This is a genomic window from Bradyrhizobium sp. PUT101 (assembly GCF_052043945.1).
In the GTDB taxonomy this organism is placed as follows: Bacteria; Pseudomonadota; Alphaproteobacteria; order Rhizobiales; family Xanthobacteraceae; genus Bradyrhizobium.
The window spans coordinates 6,046,217-6,062,263 of sequence record NZ_CP197207.1 but is presented as its reverse complement, the minus strand read 5'-3'; the positions used below and the strand labels follow the sequence as shown (position 1 = coordinate 6,062,263).

The 16,047-nt window shown below is 64.6% G+C and carries 15 protein-coding genes; 6 read left to right on the top strand and 9 right to left on the bottom strand.

The features are described 5' to 3' along the window. Nucleotides 1-10: 10 nt before the first annotated feature. Nucleotides 11-1,093, bottom strand: coding sequence for an extensin family protein (locus ACSHT2_RS29110; protein ID WP_440638194.1), 1,083 nt, complete (start codon nt 1,091-1,093; stop codon nt 11-13). A gap of 65 nt (nt 1,094-1,158) precedes the next feature. Here ACSHT2_RS29110 and ACSHT2_RS29105 point away from each other — a divergent pair, with 65 nt between their 5' ends. Further along, nucleotides 1,159-2,787, top strand: coding sequence for a fatty-acid--CoA ligase (locus ACSHT2_RS29105; protein WP_440638192.1), 1,629 nt, complete (start codon nt 1,159-1,161; stop codon nt 2,785-2,787). 284 nt (nt 2,788-3,071) lie between these two features. Next, complete coding sequence (locus ACSHT2_RS29100; RefSeq protein ID WP_440638190.1) at nt 3,072-3,926, top strand: DUF1499 domain-containing protein; 855 nt, start codon at nt 3,072-3,074, stop codon at nt 3,924-3,926. A 73-nt stretch (nt 3,927-3,999) separates the two neighbouring features. Here ACSHT2_RS29100 and ACSHT2_RS29095 read toward each other — a convergent pair whose 3' ends face one another. From ACSHT2_RS29095 to ACSHT2_RS29080, 4 genes are all read right to left on the bottom strand, one after another. Beyond that, on the bottom strand, nt 4,000-4,917 hold the full coding sequence (locus tag ACSHT2_RS29095) for an MBL fold metallo-hydrolase (protein WP_440638188.1): 918 nt from the start codon (nt 4,915-4,917) through the stop codon (nt 4,000-4,002). 139 nt (nt 4,918-5,056) lie between these two features. Then, a complete protein-coding gene (locus ACSHT2_RS29090; protein WP_440638186.1) occupies nt 5,057-6,271 on the bottom strand; it encodes an acyl-CoA dehydrogenase in 1,215 nt (404 codons plus the stop codon). Nucleotides 6,272-6,402: 131 nt separating this feature from the next. Further along, on the bottom strand, nt 6,403-7,479 hold the full coding sequence (gene ribB, locus ACSHT2_RS29085) for a 3,4-dihydroxy-2-butanone-4-phosphate synthase (protein ID WP_124159691.1): 1,077 nt from the start codon (nt 7,477-7,479) through the stop codon (nt 6,403-6,405). A gap of 190 nt (nt 7,480-7,669) precedes the next feature. Further along, nucleotides 7,670-9,397 (bottom strand): cation:proton antiporter, encoded by a 1,728-nt coding sequence (locus ACSHT2_RS29080; RefSeq protein ID WP_319331782.1) that lies wholly within the window; start codon nt 9,395-9,397, stop codon nt 7,670-7,672. A gap of 67 nt (nt 9,398-9,464) precedes the next feature. Between ACSHT2_RS29080 and ACSHT2_RS29075 the strand changes: the two genes are divergently transcribed. Further along, nucleotides 9,465-9,992, top strand: coding sequence for a DUF3124 domain-containing protein (locus ACSHT2_RS29075; RefSeq protein WP_440638184.1), 528 nt, complete (start codon nt 9,465-9,467; stop codon nt 9,990-9,992). A 52-nt stretch (nt 9,993-10,044) separates the two neighbouring features. After that, the gene (locus ACSHT2_RS29070) at nt 10,045-11,277 is read left to right on the top strand and encodes a PLP-dependent aminotransferase family protein (protein WP_440638182.1); all 1,233 of its coding nucleotides are present in this window, start codon (nt 10,045-10,047) and stop codon (nt 11,275-11,277) included. A 10-nt stretch (nt 11,278-11,287) separates the two neighbouring features. Here the strand turns inward: ACSHT2_RS29070 and hpaD are convergent, their stop codons facing one another. Next, nucleotides 11,288-12,142 carry a 3,4-dihydroxyphenylacetate 2,3-dioxygenase gene (hpaD, locus tag ACSHT2_RS29065; RefSeq protein ID WP_440638181.1) on the bottom strand — a complete coding sequence of 285 codons (855 nt, stop codon included), beginning with the start codon at nt 12,140-12,142 and terminating at the stop codon, nt 11,288-11,290. 18 nt (nt 12,143-12,160) lie between these two features. Next, the gene (locus ACSHT2_RS29060) at nt 12,161-12,433 is read right to left on the bottom strand and encodes a helix-turn-helix domain-containing protein (RefSeq protein ID WP_239621971.1); all 273 of its coding nucleotides are present in this window, start codon (nt 12,431-12,433) and stop codon (nt 12,161-12,163) included. A gap of 158 nt (nt 12,434-12,591) precedes the next feature. On the opposite strand from ACSHT2_RS29060, the gene ACSHT2_RS29055 reads away from it, so the two are divergent. After that, nucleotides 12,592-13,044 carry a hypothetical protein gene (locus ACSHT2_RS29055; RefSeq protein ID WP_440638179.1) on the top strand — a complete coding sequence of 151 codons (453 nt, stop codon included), beginning with the start codon at nt 12,592-12,594 and terminating at the stop codon, nt 13,042-13,044. Between the two features lie 174 nt (nt 13,045-13,218). Continuing rightward, entirely contained in the window at nt 13,219-13,449 is a 231-nt protein-coding gene (locus ACSHT2_RS29050; protein ID WP_028176979.1) for a hypothetical protein, read from the top strand. A gap of 66 nt (nt 13,450-13,515) precedes the next feature. Here the strand turns inward: ACSHT2_RS29050 and ACSHT2_RS29045 are convergent, their stop codons facing one another. Together ACSHT2_RS29045 and ACSHT2_RS29040 are read right to left on the bottom strand one after the other, a co-directional pair. Beyond that, nucleotides 13,516-14,334 (bottom strand): aldo/keto reductase, encoded by an 819-nt coding sequence (locus ACSHT2_RS29045; protein WP_440638177.1) that lies wholly within the window; start codon nt 14,332-14,334, stop codon nt 13,516-13,518. 147 nt (nt 14,335-14,481) lie between these two features. After that, nucleotides 14,482-16,047, bottom strand: a complete 1,566-nt coding sequence (locus tag ACSHT2_RS29040; RefSeq protein ID WP_440638175.1) for an alkaline phosphatase D family protein — start codon at nt 16,045-16,047, stop codon at nt 14,482-14,484.

The window sequence follows — 16,047 nt, the reverse complement described above, 5'->3', positions numbered from 1 at the left end:
GGCGCCGGTTTTACCGGCGCTTTTTTGTTGCCTGCTTGGACGATTGAGACTTCTTGGCGGGGAGCGATTTCTCTTCAGGTGAAGACGATTTCTCCGCCGGCTCGTCGTCAGCACCTTCCTTCGCCTCAGGCTTGGCCGCGACCTCGCGCGGCGGCGCCTCCTCGGGACGTTCCGCCGGCAGCAGCGGGGCGACCTGCGGCAGAGGATCCCAGACGTTCCACTGGCAGATGCGGTAGTCGTTGCGGCGCTGCGCCAGATCGAGATGGATGTGGTCCTCATGGTACCAGTCCGACCCAGGACCGAGCACGGTGGAAAAGCGCGCGCAGACCGAGTGCAGCACGCGCTCGCGAACGTCGCGCGACAGGGTGCGGTCGGTAAGGCCGATCGACTGCCCATTGGCGAGCTTGATGGCGCGGATGTCGATGGCATTGGCCTTGCCGTGCTCGGACAGCAGCGCGCCAGCGACGCGGTTGCGACCGCGGCACTCGAAGGAATCGAAATTGTCGAGGTCGCTGATGGGCGAGCCGAGGCTGGTGGCCAGCGGCACCACGTCCTTGCGCAGCCAATCGGCGATCGCAGACGCCATGGTGCAGCGAAGGATGGCCGCCGGCTTGACCGTCACCTTGCGCTTGTCCGGCAGCACGACGGCTTCCAGCCGCACCAGATCCTCGCCGCCGCAGGCGCCGGGGCCGCTGATATCCGGGATCGAGGGCGCGATCGCAATGTCCTCGGTCAGCGCGAGGCGGCAGGCTGAGGCCTGTTTCTGGGGGGGCGATGCAGCCTCGGCAGGTTTTCCGGCGCTCGGCTGATCGGAAGACGGCTTTCCCGCTGCCTCCGCCGGAGCCTCGTCCGGAGCTGTCGGCGCCTCCTCGGGACGGGGTCTCGGTAATGGGATCTTGACGGAATGAACCACCGCACGCGGCCGTGGTGCGATAATGCCAAAGATGTCCAGCGGCGGAGCATGTTTTCGCGCCTCTGCCCTCTCGGCGGGCACAAGCAACAGCCCGAGCGCGGCGGTAACCATTGCCGCGCCAGCAGACATATAGCCGCGACAAGACCATTTGCGGCGAAAGTCCGGCACGCTAATAGTCATGACAAGTCTTTGGCCCAATGCTGAGAGCGACAACGCGCCCAGCGACTTTTCGGAGGAACGTCGGAATGCTCGGTTTGATGCAAGATTGGCCCCTGCTCTGCCACCGGATCATCGAACACGCCGCCAGGATTCATGGCAAGCAGGAGGTGGTCACACGCTCGGTCGAGGGACCGATCCACCGCACCAACTACGCCGAGATCCACAAGCGCGCCCTCAAGGTCTCGCAGATGCTGGAACGCGACGGCATCAAGTTCGGCGACCGTGTCGCAACGATCGCCTGGAACACCTGGCGCCATCTCGAGGTCTGGTACGGCATCATGGGGATCGGTGCCATCTGCCACACGGTCAATCCGCGCCTTTTCCCGGAGCAGATCGCCTGGATCATCAATCATGCGCAGGATCGCATCGTGATGACCGACATCACCTTCGTTCCGATCCTGGAGAAGATCGCCGACAAGCTGCCAAGCGTGGAGCGCTACATCGTGCTCACCGACAAGGCGCATATGCCTGAGACCACGCTGAAGAATGTGGTCGCCTACGAGGACTGGATCGCCGAGGCCGACGGCAAATTCAAATGGAAGGAGTTTGACGAGAACACGGCAGCGGCAATGTGTTACACCTCCGGCACGACCGGCGATCCCAAGGGTGTGCTGTACTCGCATCGCTCCAACGTGTTGCACGCGCTGATGGCCAACAATGTCGACGCGCTCGGCACGAGCGCGTCCGAGACAATGCTGCCGGTGGTTCCGCTGTTCCATGCCAACAGCTGGGGCATCGCCTTTTCCGCGCCCTCGCAGGGCACCAAGCTGGTCATGCCCGGCGCCAAGCTCGACGGCGCCTCGGTCTATGAGCTGCTCTCGACCGAGAAGGTGACGCACACCGCCGGCGTGCCGACCGTGTGGCTGATGCTGCTCCAGCACATGGCTGCCAATAATCTCAAGCTGCCGGATCTGAAGATGGTGATCTGCGGCGGATCGGCGATGCCGCGCTCGATGATCAAGGCCTTCCTCGACATGGGCTCGAGCGTCCGTCACGCCTGGGGCATGACCGAGATGAGCCCGATCGGCAGCGTCGCGGCGCTGAAGCCTCCGTTCCACAATGCGACGGGCGATGCCAAGCTCGACGTGCTCCAGATGCAGGGTTATGCGCCCTTCGCCGTGCAGATGAAGATCACCGACGATGCCGGCAAGGAGCTGCCCTGGGACGGCAAGACCTTCGGTCGCCTCAAGGTCTCCGGCCCTGCCGTGGCCAAGGCCTATTACCGGGTCGACACCAACATCCTCGACGAGGAAGGCTTCTTCGACACAGGCGACGTCTCGACCATCGACGAGGACGGCTACATGCGGATCACCGACCGCTCCAAGGACGTGATCAAGTCCGGCGGCGAGTGGATCTCCTCGATCGACCTCGAAAACCTCGCAGTCGGCCATCCGGCCGTGGCCGAGGCCGCCGTGATCGGCGTATTCCACCCCAAATGGGACGAGCGGCCGCTTTTGATCGTGCAGCTCAAGCAGGGCCAGCAGGCCACCCGCGAGGACATCCTCAAATACATGGAGGGCAAGATCGCCAAATGGTGGATGCCCGACGACGTCGCCTTCGTCGAAGGTATTCCGCATACGGCCACCGGCAAGATCCTGAAGACGGCGCTGCGCGACCAGTTCAAGGATTATCGCTTCCCGAACGCGGCCGCGTAACGGGCTGGCTGCCACCCTCCCCTGGAGGGGGAGGGTCGGCTCACATGGAGCGAAGCGCAATGTGAGACGGGGTGGGGTGATCTCTCCACACGGGCAGCGCCTTGACGGAGAGACTGTCACCCCGCTCGCGCTCCGCGCGATCGACCACGGGCGAGCTACGCTCGTCCCGGCCCCCTCCAGGGGAGGGTGAGTCCCTTGAATTTGCTCTCAGGCCGTGGTCTCAACGGCGCATCGTCGCGCCAAACCGGCCGGCGCCGCCCTCAACATCCGGCAGAGCTCACCCGATGGCCCGCAGGTTTTCCGCTCCCTATCAATCGGAGCCCGTGTCCAGCCTCGCGAACTGGGCGCGCAATCTGGCCGTGTTCGCGGTGGTGGCGGTGGTGGTGTCGGTCATCGTCGTGCGCTTCGATTTCCTGGAGCCGAAGCCGGCACTCGCGACTTTCTTCGGCGGGCTCGCGATCACCGGCCTGTCGATCTTGTTCGGGCTCGCGGGCTTTGCCGCGATCTGGCAGAACGGCTCGCGGGGCTTGGCGCGCATCCTGCTCGCCTTCCTGATCGACGGGGCGATCCTCGCCTACCCCGCCTATCTCGGCCTGCAATATCGCAAGCTGCCGTCGATCTACGACATCACCACCGACCCGATCGATCCGCCGCGCTTCGACGCGCTGGCGCGCCTGCGCACCGGCGAGGGCACCAACCCCGCGGTCTATGCCGGCCTCTACTCGGCGGAGCAGCAGCGCCACTTCTATCCCGAAATCGAGCCCGTCGAGCTCGAGATTTCCGCCGACCGCGCCTACGCAATCGCGCTACAGCTCGTGCACAAGCGCAAATGGCTCGTCATCGACGAGCGCGCGCCGCAGCCGCCGCGCCGCATCGGCCGCATCGAGGCGGTGGCGCGCACGCCGATCATGGGTTTTCGCGAGGACGTTTCGATAAGGGTCGTGCCGGATGGCGATGATTCCCGGGTCGATATGCGCTCTGCTTCGCGCAATTTCGACAGCGATCTCGGCAGCAACGCCGCGCGCATCAAGAAATTCATCGACGATCTCAACGCCGCCGCCGATGCCGACGCGCTCAAGCCCGTGAAGAAGACGCCGGTTGCGCCGCCCAAGGCGCCGGCGAAGACGGTGAAGAAGTGAGAATGGCGAATAGGGAGTAGCGAATGGCGAATGGAAGACGCTCTATTCGCTACTCGCCATTCACTGTTCGCTCTCAAGCCATCCGGTACGTCCCGCCGATCACGGGATCGCCATCCGTGGCGACCACCCCTCGCGCAACCAGGTCTTCGAGGTGCGCCAGCACGGAGTAGCCGGCGGCCGTCGTCAGCCTCGGATCGATACCAATATAGATCGCGCGGACCATGGTCGGGATGTCGGCCTCGCCTTTGGCGAGGCGGTGCAGGATCGAGGCCTCACGCGCCTTGCGGTGACGGATCAGGAAGCGCACGAAGCGCTGGCCCTCGGAGATCTCGGGGCCGTGGCCTGAGAAATAGAGATCCTCCTCGCGTGCCGCGAGCCGGTCCAGCGAGTCCATGTAGTCGATCATCGAGCCGTCGGGCGGCGCCACGATAGAGGTCGACCAGCCCATCACGTGATCGCCGACGAAGTTGAACTTTCGCTCGGGCCAGGCGAATGCCAGATGATTGGCCGTGTGGCCGGGCGTCGCCACGGCCTCGAGCCGCCAGCCGTCGCCTTCAACGACGTCGCCGTGTGCGAGGTTGACGTCTGGCGCAAAATCGCGGTCGGCGCCGGATTCCGGATTGTGCTTCTCGCTCTCGAAACGCGGGCGCGAGGCGCGATGCGGGCCTTCGGCATAGACCGGCGCACCTGTCGCCTGCTTGATGCGCGCGGTGTTCGGCGAATGGTCGCGATGGGTGTGGGTGACGAAGATATGGCTCACCGTCTCGCCGCGCACGGCATCGAGCAGCGCAGCCGCATGCGCCTCATCGTCCGGACCGGGATCGATGATCGCAACGTTGCCCCTGCCGACGATGTAGCTGACCGTGCCGGTGAAGGTGAACGGGCTCGGATTGTTGCAGAGCACGCGCCGCACGCCGGGGCGGACCTCCTCGACGATGCCGGGCTTCAGCAGAAAGTTGCGGTTGAACGGCACGTCGTCATTGTCGGACATGGCTTGCTCATACCTTGCTGACTTCGTCATGCCCGGCCTTGTGCCGGGCATCCACGCTCTTCGCGCGGCCCAAGACGTGGATGGCCGGGACAAGCCCGGCCATGAGGAGGAGAGTTTTCTCGCCTCGCCCCCTGGGCGTCTAGAAAAACGCCTGAATGCCCGTGATCGCGCGGCCCAGGATCAGGGCGTGGACGTCGTGGGTGCCCTCGTAGGTGTTGACCGTCTCGAGGTTTTGGACGTGGCGCATCACGTGATATTCGATCGAGATGCCGTTGCCGCCGTGCATGTCGCGGGCGGTGCGGGCGATATCGAGGGCCTTGCCGCAATTGTTGCGCTTGACGATCGAGATCATCTCGGGCGCGAACTTGCCCTCGTCCATCAGGCGGCCGACGCGCAACGAGGCTTGCAGGCCCAGCGCGATCTCGGTCTCCATGTCGGCGAGCTTCTTCTGCACGAGCTGGGTCGCGGCGAGCGGCTTGCCGAACTGCTTGCGGTCGAGCGTGTACTGGCGGGCCCGATGCATGCAGTCCTCGGCGGCCCCTAACGCGCCCCAGGAGATGCCGTAACGGGCGCGGTTGAGGCAGCCGAACGGGCCCTTCAGGCCTGAGACGTTGGGCAGCAGGGCGTCTTCCGGAACCACGACGCCGTCCATCACGACCTCGCCGGTGATCGAGGCGCGCAAGGACAGCTTGCCGCCGATCTTCGGCGCCGACAGGCCCTTCATGCCCTTCTCCAGCACGAAGCCGCGGATCTGGTTGTCGTGCGCGGCCGACTTGGCCCAGACCACGAATACGTCGGCGATCGGCGCGTTCGATATCCACATCTTGCTGCCGGTGAGGCGATAGCCGTCCGAAACCTTCTCCGCGCGGGTCTTCATGCCGGCGGGATCGGAGCCGGCGTCAGGCTCCGTCAGGCCGAAGCAGCCGACCCACTCGCCGCTGGCGAGCTTCGGCAGGTACTTCTTGCGCTGGTTCTCGTCGCCATAGGCGTAGATCGGGTACATCACCAGCGAGGACTGCACCGAGTTCATCGAGCGATAGCCGGAATCGACCCGCTCGATCTCGCGCGCGACGAGGCCGTAGGCGACGTAGCTCGCATTCGCGCAGCCATATTCTTCGGGCAGCGTGATGCCGATCAGGCCGAGCTCGCCCATCTCATTGAAGATCTCGCGATCGGTCTTCTCTTCGAGATAGGCCTTGGAGACCCGCGGCAGCAGCTTGTCCTGGGCGTAGGCGCGGGCGGTGTCGCGCACCATGCGCTCGTCTTCGGTCAGCTGCTCGTCGAGCAGGAACGGATCGTCCCACTGGAAAGAAGCCGCAGCCGGCTTGTCCTTGGCCTGAGGGCGCACGCTCATGAAACGTCCTTTCGCGTCTGGTTCCGTCAATAATTGCCCGACAAACTAAAGCGCCGCGGCAACAAGTTCAATTGCATCCTGGTTTCGATCGTTCCCGCTCGCGCCACGGCGTGAACCTGGAAACGTCTTGGTCAGCTTTCGAGCTGCTCGTTGGCGACAATCTCGATGCCGAAGCCGGACAAACCCTTGTAGTCGTGCACCGAGGAGGTGAGATGCCGGATCGAGGTGACGCCGAGATCGCGCAGGATCTGCGCGCCGACGCCAACCTCGCGCCACTGGCGGTTGCGGTCGGCTTCCGTCAATGACTCGTCCGGCAGCGGCGCCACGGGGACACCGGCCGCGCCATCGCGCAAGTAAACCAGCACGCCACGGCCCGATTTCTTGAAATGCTCGAGCACGACCGCCATGCGCTTGTGACCGGTGAAGGTATCCTTGACGATGTTCGGCTTGTGGAAGCGCGTCAGCACGTTCTTGCCGTCGCCGACGCCGTTATAGACGAAGGCGACGTGAGCGATGGAATCGAACGGCGAGCGGTAGGCATAGCCCTGCAAGGGACCGATCGGGCTCTCGGTGACGAAGGTCGAGACCCGCTCGATCAGCTTTTCGCGCGCCTGGCGGTAGGCGATCATATCCGCGATGGTGACGTGCTTGAGCTTGTGCTGGGCGGCGAAGCGGGCCACCTGCTCGCCCTTCATCACACTGCCGTCGTCGTTCATCAACTCGCTGATGACGCCGACCGGGGGCAGGCCGGAAAGCTTGCAGAGGTCGACGGCGGCCTCGGTGTGGCCTGAGCGCAAAAGCACGCCGCCGTCCTTGGCGATCAGCGGGAAGATGTGGCCGGGCCGGGCGAAGTCGTTGGCGCCGACATTGGGATTGGCGAGCGCGCGGCAGCACGAGGCGCGCTCCTCGGCGGAGATGCCGGTGCCGCCATCGGGCTTGTAGTCGATCGAGACCGTGAACGCGGTGGTGTGCGCGGAATCGTTGTGCGCGACCATCGGATCGAGCCGCAGGCGGCGCGCGTCCTCGGTCGTCACGGGCGCGCAGACGATGCCGGAGGTATGGCGGATGATGAAGGCCATCTTCTCGGCGGTGCAGAGCGAGGCTGCGACGATCAGATCGCCCTCGCCCTCACGATCCTCGTCGTCGGTGACGACGACGAGCTCACCCCGGGCAAAGGCCTGCAAGACTTCCTGGACGGTATCGGGCATTCCCAATCTCTATCGGTTATGGGCCGGAGGCTTAGCCGGACGCCTTAGCTGGACTTGGCCCGGGACGCTAGTGTCCTGGACGCAACCGCATATGCCCGGGGCAGGCCTGTCCCAAGCGGTTTTCAGGCTTGCACCGAAGATACCAGGGATATAGGCGCACAGGGCCCACAAGGAAGGCGGCCGGACGCCGTCAGGGCAGCACCTCGCGCCGCTCACCGAGCCGCAGATCGAGTTCGGCACGCTTGTCGGCGAGCAGTCCGGCCTGGGCGGCTTCGATCACGGTAAACAGCTCATGGGCATCGCTGAGCCGGGTCACGGTGACGTAGCTGGCGCCGGCCTCGTAGAGCGCGCCGACGTCGGCCAGGAGGTCGGCCGTGGCGACGATCAGCGCGGTCGGATTAAGCGCGCGGACGTGGCGGACCAGCTTCTCGTTGGTGGCGCCCTTCAGCAGCGAATCCGGCACGCTGAGGATGATCATCTCGGACTTGCCGATGCCGGCATGGAGCAGCGTATCGACATTGCTGATGTCGCCATAGATCACATGCAAGCCGCGCGAAAGCAGGGTCTGGTACACATTTGGGTTGAAATCGACCACGGTGATCTGCTCGAGCAACACCGGCGTCTGCCGTTCTATCTCCGCCAGGAGCGCGCTCGCCGCGCGGAAAAAGCCGAGGATGACGATACGGCGAGCTTCGCCATGGCCGCCCTCGTGCTCCTCGGCATGGCCGTTGCCATGGTCGAGGTCCCGCAGGCCGATCCGCTTCAAGGGGCCGATCGCCCAGCGGGTGATCTCGTCGCTGCGGGTCATCACGAAGGTCGAGAGCACCGCCAGCACCACGAAGGCGAAGGAGGTGGCATTTGCCGTCTCCGCTGCGATATGGTGGTCGGCGACACCGGTCTGGATCACCACCAGCGAGAACTCGGAGATCTGCGCGAGGTTCAGCGCCGGCAACAGGCTGGCGCGCAGGCCCTGCTTCATCAGATAGAGCGGCATGAACGTGGTGACGAGGCGGCTCACCACCGTGAACGCCGCGATCATCAGGGCAAGGCCAATCACCGAGAGGCCGGGCACGGGGATGGTCATGCCCAGCGCGACGAAGAACAGCGTGATGAAGAAGTCGCGCAGCGTGGTGACCTTGGCGGTCACGTCGAGCGCGTAAGGGAAGGTCGAGAGCGAGACGCCGGCAATCAGCGCGCCCATTTCGCGCGACAGCGAGAGCCGCTCGGCAGTCTCGGCGACGAGGAAGCACCAGGCGAGCGCTCCGAGCAGGATCAGCTCGGGCCGCCGGGCGATCTGGTGGAACAGGCGCGGCAGTACGTAGCGGCTGACCAGAAGCGCGGCGGCGACCAGCACCGCGACGCGGCCGATCGAGAGCAGGATGACGCTGACCTGCAGATTGGCCAGGCTCGGCTGTACCGCCAGGAACAGGATCGCGAAGATGTCCTGGAGCACCAGGATGCCGAGGGTAATGCGGCCCGGCAGCGTATCGAGCTCGCGTTTCTCGTAGAGCACCTTGACGATGATGACGGTGCTCGACAGCGCGCAGGCGACACAGAGATAGACCACATCGAAATGCCCGCCGCCGAGCGACAGGCCGATGCCGACGAAGAACAGTACTCCGAGCAGACAGCCGCCGAGCAGCTGGCTGCCCGCAGCGAACAGGATCACCCGCCCTGCCCGCACGATCTTCTTCAGGTCGATCTCGAGCCCGATCATGAACAACATGAAGATCAGGCCAAGCTCGGAGATGACGCTGATCGATTCCTGCGAATGGACCCAGCCGGCGCCGAATGGACCTATGCAGAAGCCGGCGATAAGGTAGGCCAGGATCAGCGGCTGCCGGGAGAAATGGGCGAGCAGGCCCAGCATCCAGGCAAACAGGATAGAGAGAGTGATGTCGCGAATGAGCTCGTGCATGCCAAATTGGTCCGTTTTGCCGCACCCTAGAGGCGGGTTGCGGTGCGGCAAGCGAGCAATTCGTCACATGCGGAGAGGGCTCGTCGCAGCCATGCTGCTAGGTCCCCCCGCCTTTGCCGTGCCCGCCACCGCGCAATCCAAGGTCAATATCGAACAAAGCTTTGCCGATTCGCTCACTGCGCTGCCGAAGGAGGACCTCGCCGTTTCCGGGGGGTTTTACGTGCCCGCCTATTCCAGCGTCGCGATGAGCCAGGGCAAGCTGCGTGTCGATTTCTCGGTGACGCTGAGCGTGCACAACGCCTCCGAGACCCAGCCGCTGGTCGTCAAACGCATCGCCTATTTCGACACCGCAGGCAAGCAGGTTGAGAGCTATCTGAAGGCGCCGGTGGCGTTGAAGCCGCTCGCCACCGTCTCGATCTTCATTCCGACCGATGACGTGCGCGGCGGGACCGGGGCCAACTTCCTCGTCGACTGGGCCGCCACGGGCGAGATCGCCGAGCCGGTGATCGAGGCCCTGATGGTTGGCGGCATCGCCAATGCGCATTACGCTTTCATCAGCCAGGGCCGTCCGACTCGGACGGCCGGCAGGAAGTAAGGCGGCCGGTGCAAAGCCGCCGCTCAACAAGAACAAAACGAGGAACGCTCCCATGACGTCCAGCTTCGATTTCGCGCCCCTGTTTCCGGCAGGGCTGCCGGCCCCCTCTGCGCGCTGGGCGGGTCTTGCAAAATACAGCTTCGTCGGTGGCAACAATGATTCCGAACAGGTGCCGCTCGACGAACTGATCGAAGCGACCAACACGGTGCTGCGGCGCGAGGGCCGCTCGCTCGCCACTTACGGTCTTGCGCATGGTCCGCAGGGCTACCTGCCCCTGCGCGAATTCCTGGTGACAAAACTCAAGCGCGATGCCGGTATCACCTGCACGGTGGACGATCTGCTGATCGTCTCGGGCTCCCTCCAGGCGCTCGATCTCGTCAACGCCACGCTGCTGGCGCGCGGCGACACCGTGCTCTTCGAGCAGGAGAGCTATCAGGGCTCGTTGAACCGCCTGGCGCGGCTCGGTGTCAATGTCGTCGGCATTCCCCTCGACAAGGACGGCATGCGCATGGACGCGCTGGCGACGACGCTGGCCGACCTGAAGAGCCGCGGCATCCGCCCGAAATACATCTACACCATTCCGACGGTGCAGAACCCGACCGGCAGCATCATGCCCGAGAGCCGGCGCGCCGAGCTGGTGCGGCTCGCGACCGAATATGGCGTGCCCATCTTCGAGGACGATTGCTATGCCGACCTCGTGTGGTCAGGACAGCGGCCCCCGGCGATCTACGCGATGAGCCCGAACGGCGGCGTAATCCATATCGGCTCGTTCTCGAAATCGATCGCGCCGGCGCTGCGCGTCGGCTTCGTCGTCGCGCCCTGGGACGTGATGTCGCGAATGCTGGCGCTGAAGACGGATGCCGGGTCCGGCGCGCTGGAGCAGATGGTGCTGGCGACCTATTGCAAGCCGCATTTTTCGACCCACGTGCCGGCCTTGACAAAGGCGCTGCGCACCAAGCTCGACACGCTGATGGAGGCGCTCAACGAGCAGTTCGGGACGGCCGCCGAGTTCGAGGAGCCGAAGGGCGGCATCTTCCTCTGGGTGAAGCTGCCCGACCAGGTCGATACGCTGAAACTGTATCAGGCGGCACTCGCCGCCGGCGTCTCGATCAATCCGGGACCGGAATGGTCGACCAACAAGGGCCATTCCAGCTCGCGGCTGCGGCTCTGCTTTGCAAGCCCCACGCATCAGCAGATCCGCGAGGGGATCGCCCTGCTGGCCGAGGTCTGCCGCAAGGAATTCGGGGTGCCGGCCCGCAGCGCCAATGTGGAGAAGCGGGCCTGAGGCTGCGGCCTCACGCCTCGACGTGAAATTCCACGTTGATCTGGCCACTGCCTGAGGACGGAAAATAGTCGCAAAGCTGCTCGGCGGTGCCGCGGTAGTCATACCAGCCCAGCGCGGCGAACAGCATGATGGTGTCGGCCATGCCGCCTTCGCCGTTGCACTTGGTGGCATAGTCCGGAAGCATGTCGAGGAATTCTCGGTAGCGGCGGTCCTGCCACAGCTCGAGCACGCGCAGGTCGACCTGACGATTGAACTCGCTGGCGACCGACGTCCACGCCTCGGGGCCGAGCTTCTTGTTCGGCCAGAGCCGGTGCGAGAGCGACCCGCTGGCGAGGACCGCAACCCGTTCCTCGGATTCGTCGATCGCGCGGCGGGTGGCCTCACCGAGGATCCGGCTCTCGTCGAACGAGGTGAAAAGCGGAGAGGCGACCGAGACCACCTTCGCAAAGCCGTCGGGGTTCATATAGTGCATCGGCACGATGGTGCCGTATTCGAGCCCGAGGCTGGCCACCTGGTGGGCGATGACGTTGAGACCTGCATCGGCCGCCCTGCCCGCGATTGCCTCGGCGAGGCGCGTATCACCCGGGAGATCGTAGCGCAGATCCTGGATCATCTGCGGCGCCTCGTGGCTCGTGAACGAGCCGCGATGCCGCGCATTGGCATTGACGTGGTAGCCGAAATTGGAGAGCCAGTGGGTGTCGAACACCACGAAGCTGGTGACGCCGCGCTCCTTCGCCCGTCGCCCAAGCTCGCGCAGAGACTCGACGGCGGCCTTGCGCGCGTCGCGCAACGGGCTACCGGGCTGCTCCGACAACATCAACGATGGAACGTGAGTCACCTTGGCCGCGAGTACGAGCTGCCCCATGGCCGTCGCCTCGAAGCGTCAGGCCGCCTGCGGCTGACTGCTATGGATCGCGGAGGCGAGCCTCAGCAGCAGGACGATCGAGACGTTGCCCTTGCCGGCCTCGATCTGGGCGATGTAGCGCTCGGAAATCCCGGAGCGGCGGGCCAGCTCGCGGCGCGACAGGTCGCAGCGCATGCGCGAGGACCGTAAGCGATCGCCCAGCTCGGTCAGAAACGCCGCCTCGGAATAAGGCGGTACGGCACAGCTCCCCGGCAGCACTTCGCCCGCAAAATCCACGACTTGATTCAGCATTGGTCTATCCACGTTCGCCTTCGGGAATGCCATCCTACCCTGCAAATGCCATGGCTCATTGACGCGGATCAAATTCGCGAGCGATCACCGGCCGCCGTGGAACGGCCGCGAGCGCGATGCTACACTTTGGAAGTCTTCGAGGCGGGGTTTTTCAGGACATGATGCGACGTTTGAACCGCTGGATCGCGGCCGTGGTGCTGTGGGTTGCGTTCACCTCCATGGCCGGTGCCGAGACGCTGGCCGCGACCGTCGAGCAATGGGGCCTGCTCGGCTCGTGGGCGGTCGATTGCGCGGCCCGGCCAGACCGCGACAAGGGGGCGCTCCTGACCTACGAGATCAGGAAGGACGGACGGGTGATGTACCGGCGCAATTTCGGCGAAGCCAAAGACGAGAACGAGGTGGTGTCGGCCACGGTCAATGCCGAGGGCCTGCTCGACTTGATGGTGTTCTTCCCCTCGCTGCATCAGACGCGCGAATTCGGACTCCTGTTGCGGAAGGACGGCAGCCTGCGCGCGATCTACAATCGCAGCGAGCGCGGCGAGTACACGATCAAGGACGGCAAATACGTCGCCACCGGCGCACCAACGCCCGTACAGCAACGCTGCGACTAGCCGTCATTCCCAAGCATGATCTAATCGGACAACCGCCGCACACTTTGCGCTGGCGAGGCCCTTTGAGTCCGGATCGTGCTCACCTGAACATCCATTCAGAATTCTCTCCCCGTTGCTCCGGAACGTTCGCGCCGATCTGCGGTTTAGATGTGCATTCGTTTGGAGAAGGACATCATGAAGAAACTTGGTTATGTGGTTGCGGCTCTGGGTGCGCTCGTGATCGCGGCGCCGACGCTGGCAAGCGCAGAGACGGTGGTGATCAAGCGCGGTCATCATCATCACGGTCCGTACGGCGCCCGCGCCGAATATCGCATGCACCATCAGGACCGCGGCTGGCACCGCCACCATCGCGGAGACCGAGTGGTCGTGATCAAGCGCAGCCACCGCCACCATCACTGGGACTAAATGCGCAACGCAAATGAAAATGGCCCCTCACGGGGCCATTTCTTTTCTATTGCCTGAGCAGTCGAGCTAATCCCACGCCGGTGCGAAGCCGGGATTGACGCAGCGCCTGTCCTTCGACAGCGCGGCGATTTTCTTGCGGTCGGAATCGTCGAGCGTGATCTTCAGCGCGTCGAGATTGGCCTGTTGGCTCTCGCGGCGCGAGGCCTTCGGGATTGCGGCGACGCCGTCCTGATCGAGCAGCCATTTCAACGCGACCTGCGCGGCGGTCGCGCCGTGCCTGGCGCCGATCTCGGCCAGCACCGGATCCGAGGCGATGCGCCCCTGCGCCAGAGGACAATAAGCGACGAGCGGGATCGACTTGGCCTGGAGATAGCCCAGCACCTTCGATTGATCGAGCATGGCGTGATATTCCACCTGGTTGCAGGCGATCGGCGCCTTGATGTCCTCGACCGCGACCTTGAGCAGCGCCGTGGTGAAATTGGCGACGCCAATGGCCCGCGTGCGCCCCTCCTCCTGTAGTTTCATCAAGGTCTCGAACACCGCGCCCCAGTTCGCAGCCTTCGACGGCCAGTGCACGAGATAGAGATCGACATGGTCGAGCCCGAGCTTCTTCAGGCTGGCATCGAAGGCACGCCGGATCGCGTCCGGGGCGAGGTTCTCGTGCCAGACTTTTGTGGTGACGTGCAGCTCTTCCCGCGGCACGCGGGACGACGCGATGGCCGAGCCGATCGGCTCCTCATTGGCATACATCTCGGCAGTATCGAGGTGGCGATAACCGATCGACAGCGCGCTCTCGACTGCGGCGCGGCAGGCATCGCCCTGCATGCGGAAGGTACCGAGGCCGAGCTTGGGCAAGCTGATGCCCTGTGTTTTCAGATGGTCCATGAAACAGGCTCCTGAGATATCGCAGCCGCCGAGTGCCCGCGGCAACGCCGCGTGAGCAGACTCTTCGGTGATGGAAACGAGGCGGCGAGACTAACGACTATAGCGCGCGAGTCGCTGGCCAGCCAATCATCAAGATCGGGTTCGCGGCTAGGAATGCTGCGCCACCACGGCCGGAGGCACCTGCGGCTGCGGCACGATATCGACCGACCAGAGGTGACGATTGTCCGCATCCTTCAAGGTCACGGTCATCACACCGCTGCGGCCATCAATGTCGACCCTGCCGAAGAACTGCAGTCCGAAGCAAGGCGCGAGGTTCTCGCCCTGCGCTGCGCTGCAGCCCCGCTGATACATCGCGACCGGACCAAAGGTGTCGTCGAGCTCGCCAGGCCCCCAGGTGCCGGCATGCAACGGGCCGGAGACGAACTCCCAGAACGGCTCGAAATCCTGGAATCGCGCCTTGTTCGGATCGTAGTAATGCGCGGCGGTGTAGTGCATGTCGGCGGTGAGCCAGACCACGTTGCGGACGCCGGTGCGCTTGATGGAGGAGAGCAGATCGGCGATCTCGTGCTCGCGCCGGTCGGGCGGCCCATCGCCGATCGCGACGGCATCCAGGCTGATCAGACCGATCGGCAAATCAGCCGCGATCACCTTCCAGGTCGCGCGCGAGGCGGCGAGCTCGCGCTTCAGCCAGGCGAGCTGCTCGGCGCCCAGGATCCAGCCGCGGTGATCATCGCCCTTGTTCCAGGTCTCATCGCGAAAGCTGCGCATGTCTATCATGAAGACGTCGAGCAGCGGGCCGTAGGCGATCTTGCGATAGACCCGGCCCTGCCGCACGCCGATGTCGCGGATCGGCATGAAGTCGAAGAAGGCACGGCGGGCGCGCGCGACCAGGCGCGGGGTGCCGTCATCGGCGTAACCGGCATCATCATAGCTTCCGATCGGTGACCAGTCGTTGGTGACCTCATGATCGTCCCATTGCGCGAACATCGGCACCTCAGCGTGGAAGGCACGGAAGTGCTCGTCGAGGTGGTTGTATTTGTAGTTGCCGCGGAACTGCGCCAGCGTGTGCGCGACTTCGGACTTTTCCTCGGTCACGACATTGCGCCAGGTCTCGCCGTTCGGCAGTTTCAACTCGGAAGGAATCGGGCAGTCGGCATAGATGTGGTCGCCGGAGTGGATGAAGAAGTCCGGACGGTTGTCGAGCATCGTCCGATAGCTGCGATAGCCGCCGCGCGAGACGTCGATGCCCCAGCCCTGCCCCGCGGTATCGCCGGACCACAGGAACGAAATCGACTGGCCGGCAACCGGTGCAGTGCGGAAATGGCCGAGGCGGCTTTCGCCGGCAAGACCAGTGGCGACGTCGTCGAAGCGCACGCGGTAGAAGACATCCTGGCCCGGTGGCAGATCCGTCAGCAGCAGCTTCGAGGTGAAATCAGCGTCGGGCAATGCATCGCCGGAAGCCGACGCAATGATCGTTTTGAAGCTCTCGACGGTCGAGCACTCCACCTGCATCCGCGCGGGCCGGTCGGCGCGCGCCCAGATCACGGCCGAGCCGTCCGAGACGTCGCCGGACTGGATTCCGCCCGCGATCTGGGGGCGGTCGGCGCCACGACTGATGGAGGGCTCCGCAAGCGAGGTGATCGCGAGGCTGGAGGCGGAGCGGACCAGGAACTGCCGCCGGGTCCATGCGCGCGCAGCGCGGAGCGTTGCCAT